19 protein-coding genes are annotated in these 15,785 nt (G+C 64.9%); 12 read left to right on the forward strand and 7 right to left on the reverse strand.

Annotation, left to right across the window (positions count from 1 at the left end; translation table 11 throughout):
• Positions 1-37: 37 nt before the first annotated feature.
• The 3 genes from C8J39_RS11490 to C8J39_RS11500 are packed head-to-tail and all read left to right on the forward strand — an operon-like array spanning position 38 to position 2,819.
• The gene (locus C8J39_RS11490) at positions 38-784 is read left to right on the forward strand and encodes a cytochrome b/b6 domain-containing protein (protein WP_243650049.1); all 747 of its coding nucleotides are present in this window, start codon (positions 38-40) and stop codon (positions 782-784) included.
• Positions 781-1,542: a molybdopterin-dependent oxidoreductase gene (locus tag C8J39_RS11495; RefSeq protein WP_120300629.1), complete on the forward strand. Its 762-nt coding sequence runs from the start codon at positions 781-783 to the stop codon at positions 1,540-1,542. Before C8J39_RS11490 ends, C8J39_RS11495 begins: the two co-directional genes overlap by 4 nt.
• Positions 1,543-1,592: 50 nt before the next feature.
• A complete protein-coding gene (locus C8J39_RS11500) occupies positions 1,593-2,819 on the forward strand; it encodes a cyclopropane-fatty-acyl-phospholipid synthase family protein (RefSeq protein ID WP_120300630.1) in 1,227 nt (408 codons plus the stop codon).
• A 154-nt stretch (positions 2,820-2,973) separates the two neighbouring features.
• Here C8J39_RS11500 and C8J39_RS18950 read toward each other — a convergent pair whose 3' ends face one another.
• Positions 2,974-3,363, reverse strand: coding sequence for an EF-hand domain-containing protein (locus C8J39_RS18950; RefSeq protein WP_120300631.1), 390 nt, complete (start codon positions 3,361-3,363; stop codon positions 2,974-2,976).
• Between the two features lie 134 nt (positions 3,364-3,497).
• Between C8J39_RS18950 and C8J39_RS11510 the strand changes: the two genes are divergently transcribed.
• Positions 3,498-4,715 carry an argininosuccinate synthase gene (locus C8J39_RS11510; protein ID WP_120300632.1) on the forward strand — a complete coding sequence of 406 codons (1,218 nt, stop codon included), beginning with the start codon at positions 3,498-3,500 and terminating at the stop codon, positions 4,713-4,715.
• 121 nt (positions 4,716-4,836) lie between these two features.
• Entirely contained in the window at positions 4,837-6,426 is a 1,590-nt protein-coding gene (locus C8J39_RS11515) for a hypothetical protein (RefSeq protein WP_183037988.1), read from the forward strand.
• Here C8J39_RS11515 and C8J39_RS11520 read toward each other — a convergent pair.
• The 4 genes from C8J39_RS11520 to C8J39_RS11535 all read right to left on the reverse strand — a co-directional run bounded on the left by C8J39_RS11520 (position 6,386) and on the right by C8J39_RS11535 (position 9,269).
• Positions 6,386-7,534 (reverse strand): GNAT family N-acetyltransferase, encoded by a 1,149-nt coding sequence (locus C8J39_RS11520; protein WP_120300633.1) that lies wholly within the window; start codon positions 7,532-7,534, stop codon positions 6,386-6,388. The two genes, C8J39_RS11515 and C8J39_RS11520, sit on opposite strands and share 41 nt — an antisense overlap.
• A gap of 170 nt (positions 7,535-7,704) precedes the next feature.
• Positions 7,705-8,169: a RidA family protein gene (locus C8J39_RS11525; protein ID WP_120300634.1), complete on the reverse strand. Its 465-nt coding sequence runs from the start codon at positions 8,167-8,169 to the stop codon at positions 7,705-7,707.
• 192 nt (positions 8,170-8,361) lie between these two features.
• The gene (locus tag C8J39_RS11530) at positions 8,362-8,988 is read right to left on the reverse strand and encodes an HAD family hydrolase (RefSeq protein ID WP_120300635.1); all 627 of its coding nucleotides are present in this window, start codon (positions 8,986-8,988) and stop codon (positions 8,362-8,364) included.
• Positions 8,985-9,269 carry a DUF3572 domain-containing protein gene (locus tag C8J39_RS11535; protein WP_120300636.1) on the reverse strand — a complete coding sequence of 95 codons (285 nt, stop codon included), beginning with the start codon at positions 9,267-9,269 and terminating at the stop codon, positions 8,985-8,987. Before C8J39_RS11535 ends, C8J39_RS11530 begins: the two co-directional genes overlap by 4 nt.
• 36 nt (positions 9,270-9,305) lie before the next feature.
• Here C8J39_RS11535 and C8J39_RS11540 point away from each other — a divergent pair, with 36 nt between their 5' ends.
• Positions 9,306-9,668 (forward strand): response regulator, encoded by a 363-nt coding sequence (locus C8J39_RS11540; RefSeq protein ID WP_120300637.1) that lies wholly within the window; start codon positions 9,306-9,308, stop codon positions 9,666-9,668.
• Between the two features lie 358 nt (positions 9,669-10,026).
• Here C8J39_RS11540 and rpmG read toward each other — a convergent pair whose 3' ends face one another.
• Positions 10,027-10,194 (reverse strand): 50S ribosomal protein L33, encoded by a 168-nt coding sequence (gene rpmG / locus C8J39_RS11545; protein ID WP_055881863.1) that lies wholly within the window; start codon positions 10,192-10,194, stop codon positions 10,027-10,029.
• 192 nt (positions 10,195-10,386) lie between these two features.
• Between rpmG and C8J39_RS11550 the strand changes: the two genes are divergently transcribed.
• The 6 genes from C8J39_RS11550 (at position 10,387) to C8J39_RS11575 (ending at position 14,640) form a co-directional block, all read left to right on the forward strand.
• Positions 10,387-10,719 carry a hypothetical protein gene (locus C8J39_RS11550; protein WP_243650047.1) on the forward strand — a complete coding sequence of 111 codons (333 nt, stop codon included), beginning with the start codon at positions 10,387-10,389 and terminating at the stop codon, positions 10,717-10,719.
• Positions 10,720-10,722: 3 nt separating this feature from the next.
• Entirely contained in the window at positions 10,723-11,289 is a 567-nt protein-coding gene (locus tag C8J39_RS11555; protein WP_120300639.1) for a TMEM165/GDT1 family protein, read from the forward strand.
• A 61-nt stretch (positions 11,290-11,350) separates the two neighbouring features.
• Complete coding sequence (locus tag C8J39_RS11560; protein WP_120300640.1) at positions 11,351-11,848, forward strand: Dps family protein; 498 nt, start codon at positions 11,351-11,353, stop codon at positions 11,846-11,848.
• A gap of 67 nt (positions 11,849-11,915) precedes the next feature.
• The gene (locus C8J39_RS11565) at positions 11,916-12,101 is read left to right on the forward strand and encodes a DUF1328 family protein (protein ID WP_107955576.1); all 186 of its coding nucleotides are present in this window, start codon (positions 11,916-11,918) and stop codon (positions 12,099-12,101) included.
• A 102-nt stretch (positions 12,102-12,203) separates the two neighbouring features.
• Entirely contained in the window at positions 12,204-13,796 is a 1,593-nt protein-coding gene (locus C8J39_RS11570) for a cisplatin damage response ATP-dependent DNA ligase (RefSeq protein ID WP_120300924.1), read from the forward strand.
• 70 nt (positions 13,797-13,866) lie between these two features.
• Positions 13,867-14,640, forward strand: a complete 774-nt coding sequence (locus C8J39_RS11575) for a virulence factor (RefSeq protein ID WP_243650045.1) — start codon at positions 13,867-13,869, stop codon at positions 14,638-14,640.
• Between the two features lie 293 nt (positions 14,641-14,933).
• Here the strand turns inward: C8J39_RS11575 and C8J39_RS11580 are convergent, their stop codons facing one another.
• Positions 14,934-15,752 carry a glutaminyl-peptide cyclotransferase gene (locus C8J39_RS11580; RefSeq protein WP_120300642.1) on the reverse strand — a complete coding sequence of 273 codons (819 nt, stop codon included), beginning with the start codon at positions 15,750-15,752 and terminating at the stop codon, positions 14,934-14,936.
• Between the last annotated feature and the right edge of the window lie 33 nt (positions 15,753-15,785).

Genomic DNA, 15,785 nt, shown 5'->3' on the forward strand with positions numbered 1-15,785 from the left:
TAGGTCACGGTCTGACTGCCTATAGCGAAGGTCGAGCATGAACGATCCCACTGCCCCGATTGTCATCAAGCGCCACCGGATGGCGACGCGCGTCTGGCACTGGGTGACGGTGGTGACGATGTTCATCATGATCGGCAGCGGCATCGGCATCCTCAAGGCGCATCCGCGGCTGTATTGGGGACGGTATGGCGCGAATTTCGATACCGCGTGGACGACGCTCGACCAATGGCCGAGCTGGCTGGTGTCGCTGCTCAACCTGCTGACCATTCCGACGAGCTATAATCTGGCGCTGTCGCGGCGCTGGCATTTGCTATTCGCGCTGGTGCTCAGCTTCGCGCTGCTCGGGTTCATGATCGTCAGCCTGGTCAACAAGCATTTCCAGCGCGATCTGCGCGTGCGTGCCGCCGAGCTTTCGCCGCGCGAAGTGGTGCATGACGTGAAGGAGCATCTCGCGTTCCGCTTTCACGATCCCAAGAAGCCGGGCGCGTACAACATCCTCCAGAAGCTCTCGTATGTCGTAACGATTTTCGTCCTGATCCCGCTGATGATCCTGACCGGGCTGACGATGTCGCCGGGGATGGATGCGGCGTGGCCGTGGCTGCTCGAAGTCTTCGGCGGGCGCCAATCGGCGCGGTCGATCCACTTCATCGCCGCCACCGGGCTGGTGCTGTTCATCATCGCGCATCTGGCGCTGGTGATCCTCGCGGGGACGTGGAACGAGGTGCGATCGATGATCACCGGGCGGTGGAAGGTCCCCGCCCACACGTCGGAGGACGTCGCATGAGCTCGCTGATCACCCGCCGCTCGCTCGTCATGGGCGCGACCATCGGTGCCGGCGCGCTGCTGGCCGGCTGCGACAAGATCGCCGCGAACCCCGAGGCGCGCAAGATCCTGTTCATGGGCGAGGACATGAACCGTGGGCTGCAGCGTGCACTGACCAACCGCAACGCGCTGGCACCCGAGTTCAGCCCGGCGCAAATGTCGCCGATCTTTCGGTCGAACGGCACGAGCAATCCGGGGACGGCGGAATATACCGCGATGGTCGCCAACAATTTTGCGGATTACCGGCTGAAGGTCGGCGGGCTGGTCGATCGGCCGCTGTCGGTCTCGCTCCCGCAACTCCGCCAGATGCCGTCGCGTGCGCAGATCACGCGCCACGATTGCGTCGAGGGCTGGAGCGCGATCGGCAAATGGCAGGGGCCGAAGCTCGGCGCGCTGCTGACCGCTGCGGGTTTGCAGAAGTCCGCGCGCTACATCGTGTTCACCTGCGCCGACTTGTTCGGCGGCGCGAACTATTACGAGTCGGTCGATCTGGTCGACGCGTTCCATCCGCAGACGATTCTTGCCTGGGCGCTCAACGATCAGGTGCTCGACGTCGCGCACGGCGCCCCCGTTCGGCTGCGCGTCGAGCGGCAACTCGGGTACAAGCACGCCAAATACGTCATGGCGATCGACGCGGTCGCCAGTCTCGCCGGGATCGGCAAGGGCAAGGGCGGCTATTGGGAAGATAACGTGGATTATGACTGGTACGCGGGGATCTGAGCCGCCCCGAGGGGTAGCGCAATTCCGTACCAGTCATTAGCTAACGCGGCATGGCCCTTTTCGATCGTTTCCTGGCGCGGCAGGTTAAAACCGGCGAACTCACGCTCATCCATGCGGACGGCACGTCCAAGCATTTCGGCAAGCCCGATGCCGCGTACAACCCGGTCACGATCCGGCTGACCCAGCCCGGCGTCGCGGGCGCGATCGTCCGTCATCCGGCGCTCGGCGCGGCGGAAGCGTTCATGGATGGGCGCCTCGTGATCGAGCGCGGCGACATTCGCGACCTAGTCAACCTGCTCAAGGGCAACAGCCCGTGGGAGCGTGGCGGCGGGCTCAATCCGTCGCTGCCGATCAAGCTGCTCGACAAGGTGGTGCACCGCGTCGACCGCGTGAACATGGCGCGCCGGTCGAAGAAAAACGTCGCGCATCATTACGATCTGTCGGACCGGCTGTACGACCTGTTCCTTGACGCGGATCGGCAATATTCCTGCGCGTACTTCACCGACGCGGGCAACAGCCTGGAGCAGGCGCAGGACGACAAGAAGGCGCACATCGCCGCCAAGCTTGCGATCCAGGCGGGGATGCGCGTGCTCGACATCGGCTGCGGCTGGGGTGGCATGGCGCTGTACCTGCACGCGAAGACCGGCGCCGAGGTGCTTGGCGTGACGCTGAGCGAGGAGCAGTTGAAGGTCGCGCGGCGGCGGGCCGAGGAGGCTGGCGTCGCCGACAAGGTGAAATTCGAGCTGATCGACTATCGCGCGCTGACCGGGAGTTTCGACCGGATCGTCTCGGTCGGGATGTTCGAGCATGTCGGCCCCGCGCACTACAAGGCGTTCTTCCGCAAGTGCCGCGACCTGCTGACCGCGGACGGCGTGATGCTGCTCCACACGATCGGCCGGATGGGTGGTCCGGGCGTTACCGACACGTTCACGACCAAGTACATCTTTCCGGGCGGGTATAATCCGGCGCTGTCGGAGATCGTGAAGGGGTATGAGGGGCTGCGGATGTTCCCGACCGATATCGAGGTGCTGCGCGTGCATTATGCGCTGACAATCGACCTCTGGTACGACCGGACGGTGGCCGCGAAGGATGCGATCGTCGCGCTGTACGACGAGCGGTTCTACCGGATGTGGACGTTCTATCTGGCGGGCGCCGCGGCGGCGTTCCGGACCGGGGGGATGGTCAATTACCAGATCCAGCTGTCGAAGAGCCGCATGACGCTGCCGCTGACGCGGGATTACATGCTCGAGGGTGAGCGGGCTTTGCGCGAGGGGTGACCTGCTCTGCCCCTGCAAGGGAGGGGCTTAACCTGCTCCCCTCCCTGGAAGGGAGGGGCTGGGGGTGGGTCGGCCGCTTGGGGTCGGCGGCGCTCGCATAACGGGCCAACCCACCCCTAACCCCTCCCTTTCAGGGAGGGGGATCGGTTGCGCTTTAGCGCGGCCCCTGCACGTCGGCCTTGGCCGCAGCTCGCTCGTCGCCGCCGATCTTGCCGTCCTTGTTCGCGTCGTACTTCGCGAAGGTCGCCGCGAGCAGCGCCTGTGCTTCGGCCTGCGTGACCTTGCCGTCCTTGTTCTTGTCTGCGCTGGTGAACCACAGGTCGGCGAGGCGTTTGGCATGCACCGGATCCGGACGGCCCGACCCTACCTTCATGTTGCCGATCCGTGCCTGCACTTCGGCGCGCGTGAGGACGCCGTCCTTGTTGGTATCCGACGCGGCGAACTCGGCCTTGAACTTGGCCGAGGCAGACGCGCGGGTTTCCTGCGCGAGCGCCGGGGTCGCAAGGCCGGCGAGGACGAGAAGGGTGAGGCTTTGGCGTAGCACGGTGGGTTAACTCCAGAGGATTTGCGGCGCGAATAGACCGGTTCGGTTGTACGCGCCATTAACGCGTGCGGTTGCATGCCGCGCCCTCAACGCATAGGGGCGCGGGCATTGGAAATTCCCAAAGGATTCTGCCCGTGACCGATCAGATCAACCGCGTCGTGCTCGCCTATTCCGGTGGCTTGGACACGAGCGTGATCCTGAAATGGCTCCAGCAGACATATAGCTGCGAAGTCGTGACCTTCACCGCCGATCTCGGCCAGGGCGAAGAGCTCGAGCCGGCGCGCGCCAAGGCCGAGATGATGGGCGTGAAGCCCGAGCACATCTTCGTCGACGATCTGCGCGAGGAGTTCGTGCGCGACTACGTGTTCCCGATGATGCGGTCGAACGCGCTGTACGAGGGGCTATACCTGCTCGGCACCTCGATCGCGCGGCCGCTGATCGCCAAGCGCCAGATCGAGATCGCCAAGATGGTCGGTGCCGACGCGGTCAGCCACGGCGCGACCGGCAAGGGCAACGACCAGGTCCGCTTCGAGCTCGGCTATTACGCGCTGTCGCCCGACATCAAGGTCATCGCGCCGTGGCGTGAGTGGGACCTGACGAGCCGCACGCGCCTGATCGAGTTCGCCGAACAGCACCAGATCCCAGTCAGCAAGGACAAGCGCGGCCAGGCGCCGTTCTCGACCGATGCGAACATGCTGCACACGTCGAGCGAAGGCCTCGTGCTCGAAAACCCGTGGGACGAGGTGCCGGACTATGTCTATTCGCGCACCGTGAACCCCGAGGACGCGCCCGATACACCAGAGTACATCACGATCGATTTCGAGCGCGGGGACGGCGTCGCGATCAATGGCGAGGGCATGAGCCCGGCTACCCTGCTGTCGACGCTCAACGAATACGGCCGTCGCCACGGTATCGGCCGGCTCGACCTCGTCGAGAACCGCTTCGTCGGCATGAAGAGCCGCGGCATGTACGAGACGCCGGGCGGCACGATCTATCACCTCGCCCATCGCGGCATCGAACAGCTGACGCTCGATCGCGGCGCCGCGCATCTGAAGGACGAGCTGGCACCGCGCTATGCCGAGCTTATCTACAACGGCTTCTGGTTCTCGCCGGAGCGCGAGATGCTCCAGGCGGCGATCGATCACAGCCAGGAGAAGGTCTCGGGCACCGTCCGCCTGAAGCTCTACAAGGGCGGCGTGTACGTGGTGGGCCGCAAGTCGCCGAACTCGCTCTATTCGGAGAAGGTCGTGACGTTCGAGGACGACCAGGGCGCCTACGACCAGCGCGATGCGGCGGGCTTCATCAAGCTGAACGCGCTGCGACTGCGGTTGCTGGGGCGGCGTGATCAATAGGCGCGACCAGTAATCCGGCACCCCCTGAACCGCGGTTGATGCCCAAGTTTGCAGAGAAGATCGTCAACTCGTCGTGCGCGCACTTGTCTAGTGCGCCCACCCGCCCCTAGGGTTCGACGATATGATTACTCAGGGGGAAAAGCTGCATTGGTGGCAGACGCGCGCATTCGTTGCCGCGGTTGCGATCGCGTCGATCATACCGCTGCTGTGGCCAGAGATCCCACCGCTGGTCGACCTGCCCGGGCATATGGGCCGGTACCGCGTCCAGCTGGCGATCGCCGACAATCCCTGGTTGAATCAATGGTATAACTTCCGCTGGCAGATGATCGGCAACCTCGGCATCGACCTGCTGATCGTGCCGCTTGCGCCGATCTTCGGGTTGCAGCTGGCGGTCAAGCTGATCGTGATGGCGATCCCGGCGCTGACAGTGACCGGGCTGCTCTGGATCGCGCGCGAGGTGCACGGGCGAATCCCCGCGACCGCGCTGTTCGCGCTGCCGCTCGCCTACAGCTATCCGTTCCAGTTCGGATTCGTGAATTTCGCGCTCGGCATGGCACTCGCGCTCAACCTGTTCGCACTGTGGCTGCGGATGGGGCGGCTCGACCGGCGGCAGCTGCGGACCATCATCTTCGTCCCCGTCTCGTGCCTGTTGTGGCTGTGCCATACGTTCGGCTGGGGCGTTCTGGGCGTGCTCGCCTTCTCCGCCGAGCTGATCCGCCAGCACGACATCCGCCGCGACAGCGATCCCAAGAGCTGGGCGCATGGCTGGTTCAAGGCGTGCATCCAGGCGGGGCTGAACTGCCTGCCGCTGGCGCTGCCGATGGTGATGATGATCGTCTGGCGCTCGGGTGATCATGTCGGCGGCAAGACGCAGGACTGGTTCAACTGGCGCTGGAAGATGAACTGGATCACGATGGTCCTGCGCGATCGCTGGATGACGTTCGACATCGCGTCGGTCACCGTGCTGTTCGTGATCCTTTTCCGCGGCGTGCGCGACCAGACCATCGAATATTCGCGCAACCTGAGCCTGTCGGCGCTGTTCCTCGCGATCGTGTATATCCTGTTGCCGCGGATCGTGTTCGGGTCCGCCTATGCCGACATGCGGCTGGCGCCGTTCATGCTCGGGATCGCGGTGATCGCGCTGCGGCCGCGGCATGGGCTGTCGTTGCGCGGCGCGGCGGTGCTTGCAGTGCTGGGCTTTGCGTTCTTCGGCGTGCGGTTGGCCGGGACGACGGTCAGCTACCTGATGTACGATCGCAGCTACGATCAGGCGATCGCGGCGATCGATACGGTACCCGAGCGATCGCGCGTCGTGTCGTTCGTCGGGCGGCGGTGTCGCGACGACTGGGCCTATTCGCGACTCGAGCATGTCCCGGCGCTGCTGCTGGAGCGGCGACTGGCGTTCACCAACGATCAATGGTCGATGGCGGGCGCGCAGTTGATGACGACGCACTATCCGGCGGCGAAGGGCTTTGCGCATGATCCATCGGAGATCGTCAGCGACATCAAGTGTCGCGGCCAGTTCTGGCGGCCGATCGGCGTCGCGCTGCAGAAATTCCCGCGCGATGCGTTCGATTACGTGTGGCTGATCCACCCGCCGAAGTTCGATTCCAGGCTGGTCCGCGACCTGACGCTGATCCGGCGTGACGGCACCAGCCTGTTGTACCGCGTCAACCGGGTTGCTGCTGCTCGCCCCGCCGGAACGGAGTAAGCTCGCCGAGATACTCCTGCTGCTCGGCGACCGCTTCGCGTTCGCGGACGAGATAGTCGGCGATCGCGCGGCGGAAGTTCGGGTCGGGGATGTAGTGGGCGGAATAGGTCGCGACCGGGGCATAGCCACGCGCGAGCTTGTGTTCGCCCTGTGCGCCGGCCTCGACCGTCTTCAAGCCCCGCGCGATGGCGGCGTCGATCGCCTGGTAATAGCAGAGTTCGAAGTGGAGGAACGGCACCTCCTCCGTCGCGCCCCAATAACGGCCGTAGAGCGTGTCGTCGCCGATCAGGTTGAGCGCACCGGCGATCGGTACGCCATCACGCTCGGCGAGGATGAGCAGTACGCGGTCGGCCATCGTCTTGCCGATCTGGTCGAAGAACGCGCGCGTGAGGTAGGGTTGGCCCCATTTGCGGCTGCCGGTGTCCTGGTAGAAGACCCAGAACGCGTCCCAGTGCTCGGGCGTGATTTCGGCGCCGACGAGGTGACGAATCGTCAGGCCTTCGACAGCGGCGGCGCGCTCCTTGCGGATAGCCTTGCGCTTGCGGCTGGCGAGGACGGCGAGGAAGTCGTCGAAGCTGACGTAGCCGTCGTTCTTCCAGTGGAACTGCGTACCCTGGCGGATCAGCCAGCCTGCGGCCTCGAACAGCGCCACTTCGTCGGGGTCGATGAAGGTGGCGTGTGCTGAGGATAGCCCGCTCTGGTCGGTGACCGCCTCCAGGGCGGCGATCAGCGCAGGGGCTTGCTCGCGGTCGCGGAGCAGCAAGCGCGGGCCGGGAACCGGGCTGAACGGCGCGGCGATCTGGAGCTTGGGGTAATATTGCCCCCCTGCCCGCTCCCACGCGTCGGCCCAGCCCTGGTCGAAGACGTATTCGCCCTGGCTGTGGCTCTTGGCGTAGGCGGGCGCGATTCCCGCGGGTTTACCGTCGGGGCCGTCGACCACCACCGGCAGCGCCTGCCAGCCGGATCGGCCGCCGACGCTCTTCGACGCTTCGAGCGCGGACAGGAAGGCGTGGCCGACGAACGGGTTGGCGGTGCCGGAGCACGCCTCCCAGTCCTCGGCCGCGATCGAGGTGACGCCTTGGGCGATGCGGGCTGTGACGGCGTTCATTGCCGACATTTGGGGTAGCGGGGTGCCGATAGCAAAGGGCGCGCCAGCTTATCTCGAAGGAAAACAGGCGCCCGTCCCATACGCCGTTCTCCCGCGAAGGCTGGAGCCTAGGACCACATGGGCTGCGCTTGGTAACCCTGGGCTCCCGCTTTCGCGGGAGAACAAGTCCGTCAGGCGGAAACTTGAACGATCGCGTCGATCTCGACAGCGGCGCCGAGCGGGAGGACAGGAACGCCGACTGCCGCGCGCGCATGCTTGCCGGCATCGCCGAACAGCGCAACCATCAAGTCCGATGCGCCATTGGCAACTTTCGCCTGGTCGGTGAAATCGCCGGTCGAGTTGACGAACACGCCGAGCTTCACGATCCGCTCGACGCGGCCGAGCGTGCCGAGCGCCGCCTTCATCTGTGCGACGAGCATCAGCCCGCAGAGCTTGGCAGCCTCTTGCGCGTCTTCGAGCGACACGCCGTCTCCAACGCGACCGGTAACCAGCGCGCCGTCCTTGAACGGCAACTGGCCCGAGATGTGAAGCATGCCGTTCGCCAGCACGGTCGGGACGTAGGATGCCACGGGTGCGGCAGCCTGCGGGAGGGTGAGGCCCAGCTCTTCGAGCTTGCGGTCGATACGATCGGTCATGGGGGAGGTATCACCACAGCGGTGGGGGATGGGTCAAGTGGGGGCTTCTGGTCCCCTCCCTGGAAGGGAGGGGCCGGGGGTGGGTCGGCTTCCGCATTGCATGGAACGGCCGCGACCAAAGCCGGCCTACCCACCCCCAACCCCTCCCTTCCAGGGAGGGGGGAATGGTGTGTTCTTGGTGAACCGAGCGACTCACGCGTTCGCCGGCAAACCCGCTTCGAACCGTGCGGCGATCCAGTCCGCCGCTTCGCGCCAGTCGTCGATCCGCGCGTGGGCCTCTGGCGCCTTCGGCACACTCACCGCCAGCGTCGGCTCAGAGACCATGTGCAACCGGTGCACCCCCGGCGCGTGCTTGGCGACCGACTCGTGATGCACCGCGAGGTCATCCACGAACACCGTCACCGGCGAGCCATATTCCTCGACCAGCCGCGATACCGGCGTACCCTTGCCGCCCTGGTTGCACTCGACCCGGTGCTCGATCCCGAACTTCGCCAGTTGCTCGATCCGCGGCTGGCGGCATTCGTCTTGGAGGTTGGTGAGGATGACGATGTCCGCCACCTGGGCCAGCCGCTCGAGCGCCTCGACCGCGTGCGGGACCAGCGTCTGGCGGTGCATCTCGCCGGGGAAGAACTCGCCAAGCATCGCCCACATATCCTCGCGCGTCGGTGGTGGACCACCATCGCGGCGCGTCATCGCGGTCGAGAAATCGCCGTGCTGGATCGCGAAGTCGATGTCGTGGCGCTCGTCGAGCCAGACGCCGAAATGCTTGACCATGTGCAGCAGCACTTCGTCGCAATCGCTGATCAGCAACGGCCTCATGCTTCAAATTCTCCCTGGTCCAGCTTGGCGTGTGCGCGGACGAGCGCCTCGGGCTTCACGCCCAGCGACTCGGCGCAGGCGATCAGGTCCGGCTCATGGTTTTCGAGGAAGCCGAGCGCCGCGGACAAAACCGCCGGGTCGCTTGCTCGCGCACGCAGGTCGCTCGGGTCGAGGCCGGTCACCGACAATAGCCGCATCGCGCGGTCGGGTTCGCCCAACGTCCATACCAAAGCGCGCAGGGCGAGCGCTTCGGCGTCTTCGTTTGAATCGCGGTCGCGCATTGCCTATCGTGCCTTCTTTCCGGATAAGGTGCGGCGGTGACAAAGAAGGTGCTCGTTGTCGAGGACAACGAACTCAACCTCAAACTATTCTGCGACCTGCTGCGCGCGCATCAGTTCGACGTCGAACCCGTGCGGGACGGTCGCGAAGCCGTTACGCGGGCGCGCGAATTCGTGCCCGACCTGATCATCATGGACATCCAGATGCCGCACGTCACCGGCTACGAGATCATTCTTGAGCTGAAGGCGGACGAGGACTTGCGCGCGATTCCCGTGATGGCGGTGACGGCGTATGCCGGGCGCGAGGACGAGGAGCGGATCCGGGCGGCGGGCGCGGACTCGTATGTGTCCAAGCCGATCAGCCTGGCGCGGTTCATGGATGCGGTGGGGGCGCTGATCTGAGGTGGGAGCGCGCGGATATCCATCTGCTCCGCCTGCCCGTTGCTTCCACCTGAAATTCGCTGCCTACCCGAACCCCACCCCCGTTCGTGCTGAGTAGAGACCGAGTAGCTTCGTCAGAAGCGTATCGAGGGCGCGTATCGAAGCATGCGTTCCGCGCGCCAACCTGTCCTTCGATACGCCCTCTCGATACGCCGCCTTCGGCGACTACTCGATGGCTACTCAGGACGAACGGGAGAGGGGGCAAACGGAAGGGGGAGGGACGAACGGAAGGGAATCACAAACGCCAAAAGCCGCGAGGGGCTACCCCGCGGCTTTTCGGATCTTCGCAATCAGACGGCGGTTCGCACCGCCGACCGGATTACTTGATCTTGGCTTCCTTGAACTCGACATGCTTGCGCACGACGGGATCGTACTTCGAGAAGGAGAGCTTCTCCGTCTTGGTACGGGGATTCTTCTTGGTGACGTAGAAGAAGCCGGTGTCAGCGGTGCTGAGCAGCTTGATCTTTACGGTGGTCGGCTTGGCCATGAGCCCAATTCCTATGGCTTGAAAATGCGAAAGCGGCGAACTGACGCCGCCGCTCCATCAGGGGCGGCGCATGGCGGACGTAGGGAGCGAAGTCAAGCTTTACCCCGTCGCTGCGCGCTAGGACCATTCATTTAACCCGCTATTCACTACCGCGAGCGCATCATATCATCAAATAAAGACAGGAGCGGGATCGTGGGGCAGGCGCTGGTTCGAATCGACGACATGATGGCGGTGAAGGCCGATCTCGCGGCGCGAATCGCGGCGATCGATGTCCGAGCGCCCTATTCCCGACCATGCGACATCGCCACCGAGATCGATGCGATCCGCGTGATCGCGCATACCAACGGCCTCAATCCCGCGGTCACGGTCGCGCACTTCGTCGATTCGGCGCTGTCACACGGCGAGCATGGCGCGCTGGTGCATGGTTGGCTGTCGATCCTGCGCGATGCGGTCGGGTGCGAGCGGCAGGACGTCCAGGCGTGCCACGCGTTCGCCGCGGCGTGTTCGGTGCGCCTTGCGGGATAATCCATGGACGCGTTGATGGCAGCGCTGGTCGCGGCGGCGCTCGCACAGGTCGGCGATCGGACGGCTTGGCTCGCGGCGATCCTGTCGGACCGGTACCGAAAGCCGGGTCTTGTGATCGCGATGGCGGCGCTGGCGTTGTTCGCGGCGAGCGGCCTGGCGGCGGCGCTCGGTGCGGTAATCGGGCCGAAGCTTGCTCCCAATGCGCAGCAACTGATGCTCGCGCTCGCACTGCTGTTGCAGGCCGGCGGATCGTTCTTTCCGGCCAAGGCACCCGAGCGGCTGGATCGCTGGAAGATCGGCGCGATCGCCACTACCGCGCTCGGCCTGTTCATCCTGGCTTTCGGCGACGGCGTTCAGTTCATCGTCCTGACGCTTGCCGCGCGGACGCCCGTCCCGGCCCTCGCGGCGATCGGCGCGACGATCGGCTCGCTGGTGGTGATCGTCCCCGCCGCGCTGATGGGCGAGGCAGCGTGGCTGAAACTGCCGCTCAAGCCGCTCCGCATCGCGATCGGCATCGTGTTCCTGATCTTCGGTATCGTCCTGGCGCTCGGCGCACTACGCTTGGTCTGACGGCCGGGAGCAAGTTTGCGTTCGGATCGTTCACGCGACGACTTTCCAACGGGAGCTAAACATGGCCGAGATCAACCTTGCCCTCGACACGCCGACCGACCTGCCGAGCAACAGCACCAAGTCGGTCGCCGACGCGCTGAATGCCGCGCTCGCCGATTGCTATGCGCTGTATCTCAAGACCAAGAATTTCCACTGGCACATGTCGGGGCCGCATTTCCGCGACTATCATTTGCTGCTCGACGACCAGTCCGCGCAGATCATCGGCGTGACCGACGCGATCGCCGAGCGCGTGCGCAAGACGGGCAACACGACTCTGCGCTCGATCGGCGACATCTCGCGCCACCAGACGATCGCGGACAACGACATGGCGTTCGTCGGCCCGACCGAGATGCTCGCCGAACTGCGCGAGGACAATCTGAAGCTCGTCGAGCAGTTCCGCATCGTCAAGGACGCTGCCGACGCCGCCAAGGACAACGCCACCAGCGGCATCGTCGATGAGTGGACCGACCATGCCGAGGAGCGTGCGTGGTTCCTGTTCGAGGCGAGCCGCAAGGCGTGATCGTTACGCCGGAGGAACAAATCGGACGTTACGCCGGTTGAGCGACCTTACCAAATAGGAGGCCGATATGTTGAAGCTCGCAATTACCTTTCTCGTCATCGGCGCAGTCCTCGCGCTGCTCGGCTTCGGCGGAATCGGCGGGGCGTTCATCGGTATTGCCAAGATCCTGTTCTTCATCGCGATCGCACTGTTCGTGATCTTCCTCGTGCTTGGCCTTCTCGCGGGCAAGGGCATTAAGAACGCGGTCGACTGACACCGATCCGCTGGATCGATCGACAACGACCGTCGTCGGAACCATCCGGCGGCGGTCGTTTCGCATCTGCATCCCTTCGGGCAGCAGGTGCGTTTACCGATGATGCACGCTTTTGCCGCCCTGCTCGATTCGCTCACCTACACACGATCGCGCAACGCCAAGTTGAAGCTGATCGCGGATTATCTGCGCGCGACGCCCGATCCGGATCGCGGCTGGGCGATGGCGGCGCTGACCGGCGATCTCGATCTCAAGGGCGTGAAGTCGGCGGTGATCCGTGGTTTGATCGAGGAGCGCGTCGATCCGGTACTGTTCCGGATGAGTCGCGATTATGTCGGCGATACCGCGGAAACGGTGGCACTGCTGTGGCCTGAGCCGACGGTTCCGGTCGATCCGACGCCGCTGTCGATCACCGATGTCGTCGAGCGGCTGGCGGCGCTGTCGCGTGCCGACGCGCCCGGTGCGCTGGCAGACATGCTCGACCGGTCGGATGCGGAGGAGCGGTTCGCGCTGTTGAAGATGGCGACTGGCGCGCTGCGGATCGGCGTGTCGGCGCGCTTGGCGAAGACCGCGCTGGCCGATGCGTTCGGGCTTGATGTCGATGCGGTCGAGGAGGTCTGGCACGGCCTCGATGCACCGTATCCGAGCCTGTTCGCCTGGGCGGAGGGCACGGGCGCGCAGCCTACGCCCGCCGACGTGCCCGTGTTTCGGCCGTTCATGCTGGCACATGGCCTCGAAGATCTCCGCGTCGATCTCGTCGACTATGCCGCCGAGTGGAAATGGGACGGCATCCGCGTGCAGATCGTCCATGTCGCGGGCGAGACACGGCTCTACAGCCGCACCGGCGACGACGTGACGGGCAGCTTCCCCGAGATCGCGGCTGCGTTCCGGACGCCGGGGACGGTCGATGGCGAACTGCTGGTGAAGGGCGAGCATCAGGGCGGGACGCTGGAGGATGGCGGCGGTGCTGCGAGCTTCAACGCGTTGCAGCAGAGGCTTGGCCGCAAGACCGTGTCGGCGAAGATGCTGGCGGACTATCCCGCGTTCGTGCGGCTGTATGATCTGCTGATCGATGGCGACGAGGATTTGCGTTCGCTACCCTGGACCGAGCGGCGCAAGCGGCTCGAGGCATTCGTGCCGCAACTCGATCCCGAGCGGTTCGATCTCAGCGTCGTGATCGAGGCGGACGACTTCACCGCGCTGGAGGCGATTCGCGCGACCTCACGCGACGCGGCGATCGAGGGCGTGATGCTGAAGCGCCGCGACTCGCCGTACGTCGGTGGGCGACGCGCCGGGCTCTGGTATAAATGGAAGCGTGATCCGCTGACCGCCGACTGCGTGATGATGTACGCGCAGCGTGGGTCGGGGCGGCGGTCGTCTTATTATTCGGACTATACCTTCGGCTGCTGGACCGAGGAGGGCGAACTGCTCCCGGTCGGGAAAGCCTATTCGGGGATTACCGACGAAGAGCTCAAAATTCTCGACAGCTTCGTCCGCAACCATACGCAGAACAGGTTCGGGCCCGTGCGCGAAGTCGAGAAGACGCTGGTGCTGGAGATCGCGTTCGATTCGCTCCACGATTCGAAGCGGCACAAATCAGGTGTGGCGATGCGTTTCCCGCGAATCGCGCGGATCCGGACGGACAAGCCTGCGGCGGAGGCAGACCGGATCGAGACTCTCAAGCGGATGATTACGTAATCCGCGCGTCATGATAGTCCGCGGCCGGGCCGGGTATTCATCCGGTCTTGGTACGAGTCAGGACGATCCAGTGAAAAGTTCGAAACACCCTCGCACGGTAGCAGCACGACGCTGGCGACGTGGCGCGTGGGTGACCGGTATCGTGTCCGCGATCGTCGTTCTGTTCGTCTACCTCGCCGGCTATTTCGACCGCGACCCGGTGCATGTGTATCCGGCGATCGGCGTCCAGGCTTCGGGACCGCCACCGATCGCAGTGGTGAACTTCTCGGGCGACATGGGGCTGCGGTTCCTGCTTGGCGCGTCGACCTCGCGCGGGCTGACCGAGCACGGCATTCCGGTGGTCGGCATCACCACACCGGCCTTGTTCGCGCATCATCGGACGCGGACGGAACTCGATGCGATCATCGCGGATGGCGTGCGGACGGCTCTGGCACGCATGGGTGCGAAGCGGATCGTGGTGATGGGGCAGTCCTATGGTGCGGATATCGTCCAGACCGGACTCGCCAACCTGCCGGCGGACTTGCGGCCACGCGTTGCCGCGATCGTGCTGATCCTACCGGGTGACACGGTGTTCTATCGCGCGGATCCGTCCAGCCTGCTCTACGATCACGGCACGCCCGACAGCATGGGCGCGACCACCGGCAACCAGCTGACCTGGGCGCCCCTCACCTGCATCTATGGGGTGGAGGAAACGGATAGCCTGTGTCCACTGCTGGCGATTCCCAACGCCCGGAAGGTTGGGATGCCGGGGGGGCATAACATCCGTCACGATGCGGATGGCCTGCTGCGCCATGTGCTGGCGACGATACGGGCGGTGGCGCCACGGGTTGTACGGCGGTTCTAGAGGAACTCACCATCTGCGAGGCGATCTTCGCCAGAGAGACGCAAATAATTGCTCCTTTTTTGTCATCCTGACGAAAGTCAGGATCTAGGGTAAAGCAGGATAGCTCTCGTGACTCTGGATCCTGACTTTCGTCAGGATGACGGGGTTCAGATGACAGCGGCTGGAGACGGCGTTCAGGAGGCGGTAGGCGGCCGTCCATGTTCTCCCGCGAAGGCGGGAGTCCAGACTGGGCTCCCGCCTTCGCGGGAGAACAAGTCGGGGTGCGGTGTCGGTGGCCCGGACTCGCTCGCCGACTATTGCGGCTTCGCGGCGATCTTTATTTCGAAGAGCGTCGGCCAGTATTTGCCCGTCACGAACAGCCGGTCGGCCTTCGCGTCCCAGGCGATGCCGTTGAGGACCGCCTCTAAATCGGTCGCGGCGACTTCGGCGACCAGCGGGCGGAGGTCGATGACCGCGGTCACCTTGCCGGACGCGGGATCGATGCGGACGAGGAAACCGGTGTGCCAGACGTTGGCGAGCAGCGCGCCGTGGACATATTCGAGCTCGTTTATGTCGCGCAACGGCCGCCCGTCGATCGTCACCGCCACGCGCTTGCGCTCGGCCAGCGTCAGCGGATCGCGGACGATGATGTCGGGGCTGCCATCGGACTGGAGCAGCGAGACGCCGTCGCTGGTCAGGCCCCAGCCTTCGCCGGTGTAGCGGTTCTGCCCCTTGAGTTTCAGCGTGCGGACGTCCCAGCGGTGCGCGATGCCGTCATGCCAGGTGAGGCTGACCAGATGGTCCTTCCACAGCGCGAGGCCTTCACCGAACTGCGCGGGGTCGATTCGCGCCTTGGCGAGGATCTTGCCGTCCTTGAGCGAGACGCGGCGGACGTCGGATTGCCGCTCCTGCCCGGTGCTCTCGTACAGCGCGCCGTCGTGCCAGAGGAGGCCTTCGGTGAACGCGGTGCGGTCGTGCGGGTAGCGCGCGACGATCGTTGCCGAGAACACCGGCACGCGGGTCGGCTCGCGCGGAGCTGCGACAGCATTCTGCCCGGCCTGCGCAGCGGACGACAGCGAAGACGATGAAACGAGAACGGCCGGTCCCGCCAAAGCGAAACCGGCCGCAATCATTATCCTACCGAACACGGTACGATCAGCGTTCTG

It is taken from the genome of Sphingomonas sp. PP-CC-1A-547, assembly GCF_003610375.1.
In the GTDB taxonomy this organism is placed as follows: domain Bacteria; phylum Pseudomonadota; class Alphaproteobacteria; order Sphingomonadales; family Sphingomonadaceae; genus Sphingomonas.

What these genes read in the sequence shown, in the direction of transcription:
- C8J39_RS11490 (WP_243650049.1), top strand. Translation starts at nt 38, where the DNA reads ATGAACGATCCCACTGCCCCGATTGTCATCAAGCGCCACCGGATGGCG.
- C8J39_RS11495 (WP_120300629.1), top strand. Translation starts at nt 781, where the DNA reads ATGAGCTCGCTGATCACCCGCCGCTCGCTCGTCATGGGCGCGACCATC.
- C8J39_RS11500 (WP_120300630.1), top strand. Translation starts at nt 1,593, where the DNA reads ATGGCCCTTTTCGATCGTTTCCTGGCGCGGCAGGTTAAAACCGGCGAA.
- C8J39_RS11515 (WP_183037988.1), top strand. Translation starts at nt 4,837, where the DNA reads ATGATTACTCAGGGGGAAAAGCTGCATTGGTGGCAGACGCGCGCATTC.
- C8J39_RS11520 (WP_120300633.1), bottom strand. Translation starts at nt 7,534, where the DNA reads ATGAACGCCGTCACAGCCCGCATCGCCCAAGGCGTCACCTCGATCGCG.
- C8J39_RS11525 (WP_120300634.1), bottom strand. Translation starts at nt 8,169, where the DNA reads ATGACCGATCGTATCGACCGCAAGCTCGAAGAGCTGGGCCTCACCCTC.
- C8J39_RS11530 (WP_120300635.1), bottom strand. Translation starts at nt 8,988, where the DNA reads ATGAGGCCGTTGCTGATCAGCGATTGCGACGAAGTGCTGCTGCACATG.
- C8J39_RS11535 (WP_120300636.1), bottom strand. Translation starts at nt 9,269, where the DNA reads ATGCGCGACCGCGATTCAAACGAAGACGCCGAAGCGCTCGCCCTGCGC.
- rpmG (WP_055881863.1), bottom strand. Translation starts at nt 10,194, where the DNA reads ATGGCCAAGCCGACCACCGTAAAGATCAAGCTGCTCAGCACCGCTGAC.
- C8J39_RS11555 (WP_120300639.1), top strand. Translation starts at nt 10,723, where the DNA reads ATGGACGCGTTGATGGCAGCGCTGGTCGCGGCGGCGCTCGCACAGGTC.
- C8J39_RS11560 (WP_120300640.1), top strand. Translation starts at nt 11,351, where the DNA reads ATGGCCGAGATCAACCTTGCCCTCGACACGCCGACCGACCTGCCGAGC.
- C8J39_RS11565 (WP_107955576.1), top strand. Translation starts at nt 11,916, where the DNA reads ATGTTGAAGCTCGCAATTACCTTTCTCGTCATCGGCGCAGTCCTCGCG.
- C8J39_RS11570 (WP_120300924.1), top strand. Translation starts at nt 12,204, where the DNA reads ATGCACGCTTTTGCCGCCCTGCTCGATTCGCTCACCTACACACGATCG.
- C8J39_RS11580 (WP_120300642.1), bottom strand. Translation starts at nt 15,752, where the DNA reads ATGATTGCGGCCGGTTTCGCTTTGGCGGGACCGGCCGTTCTCGTTTCA.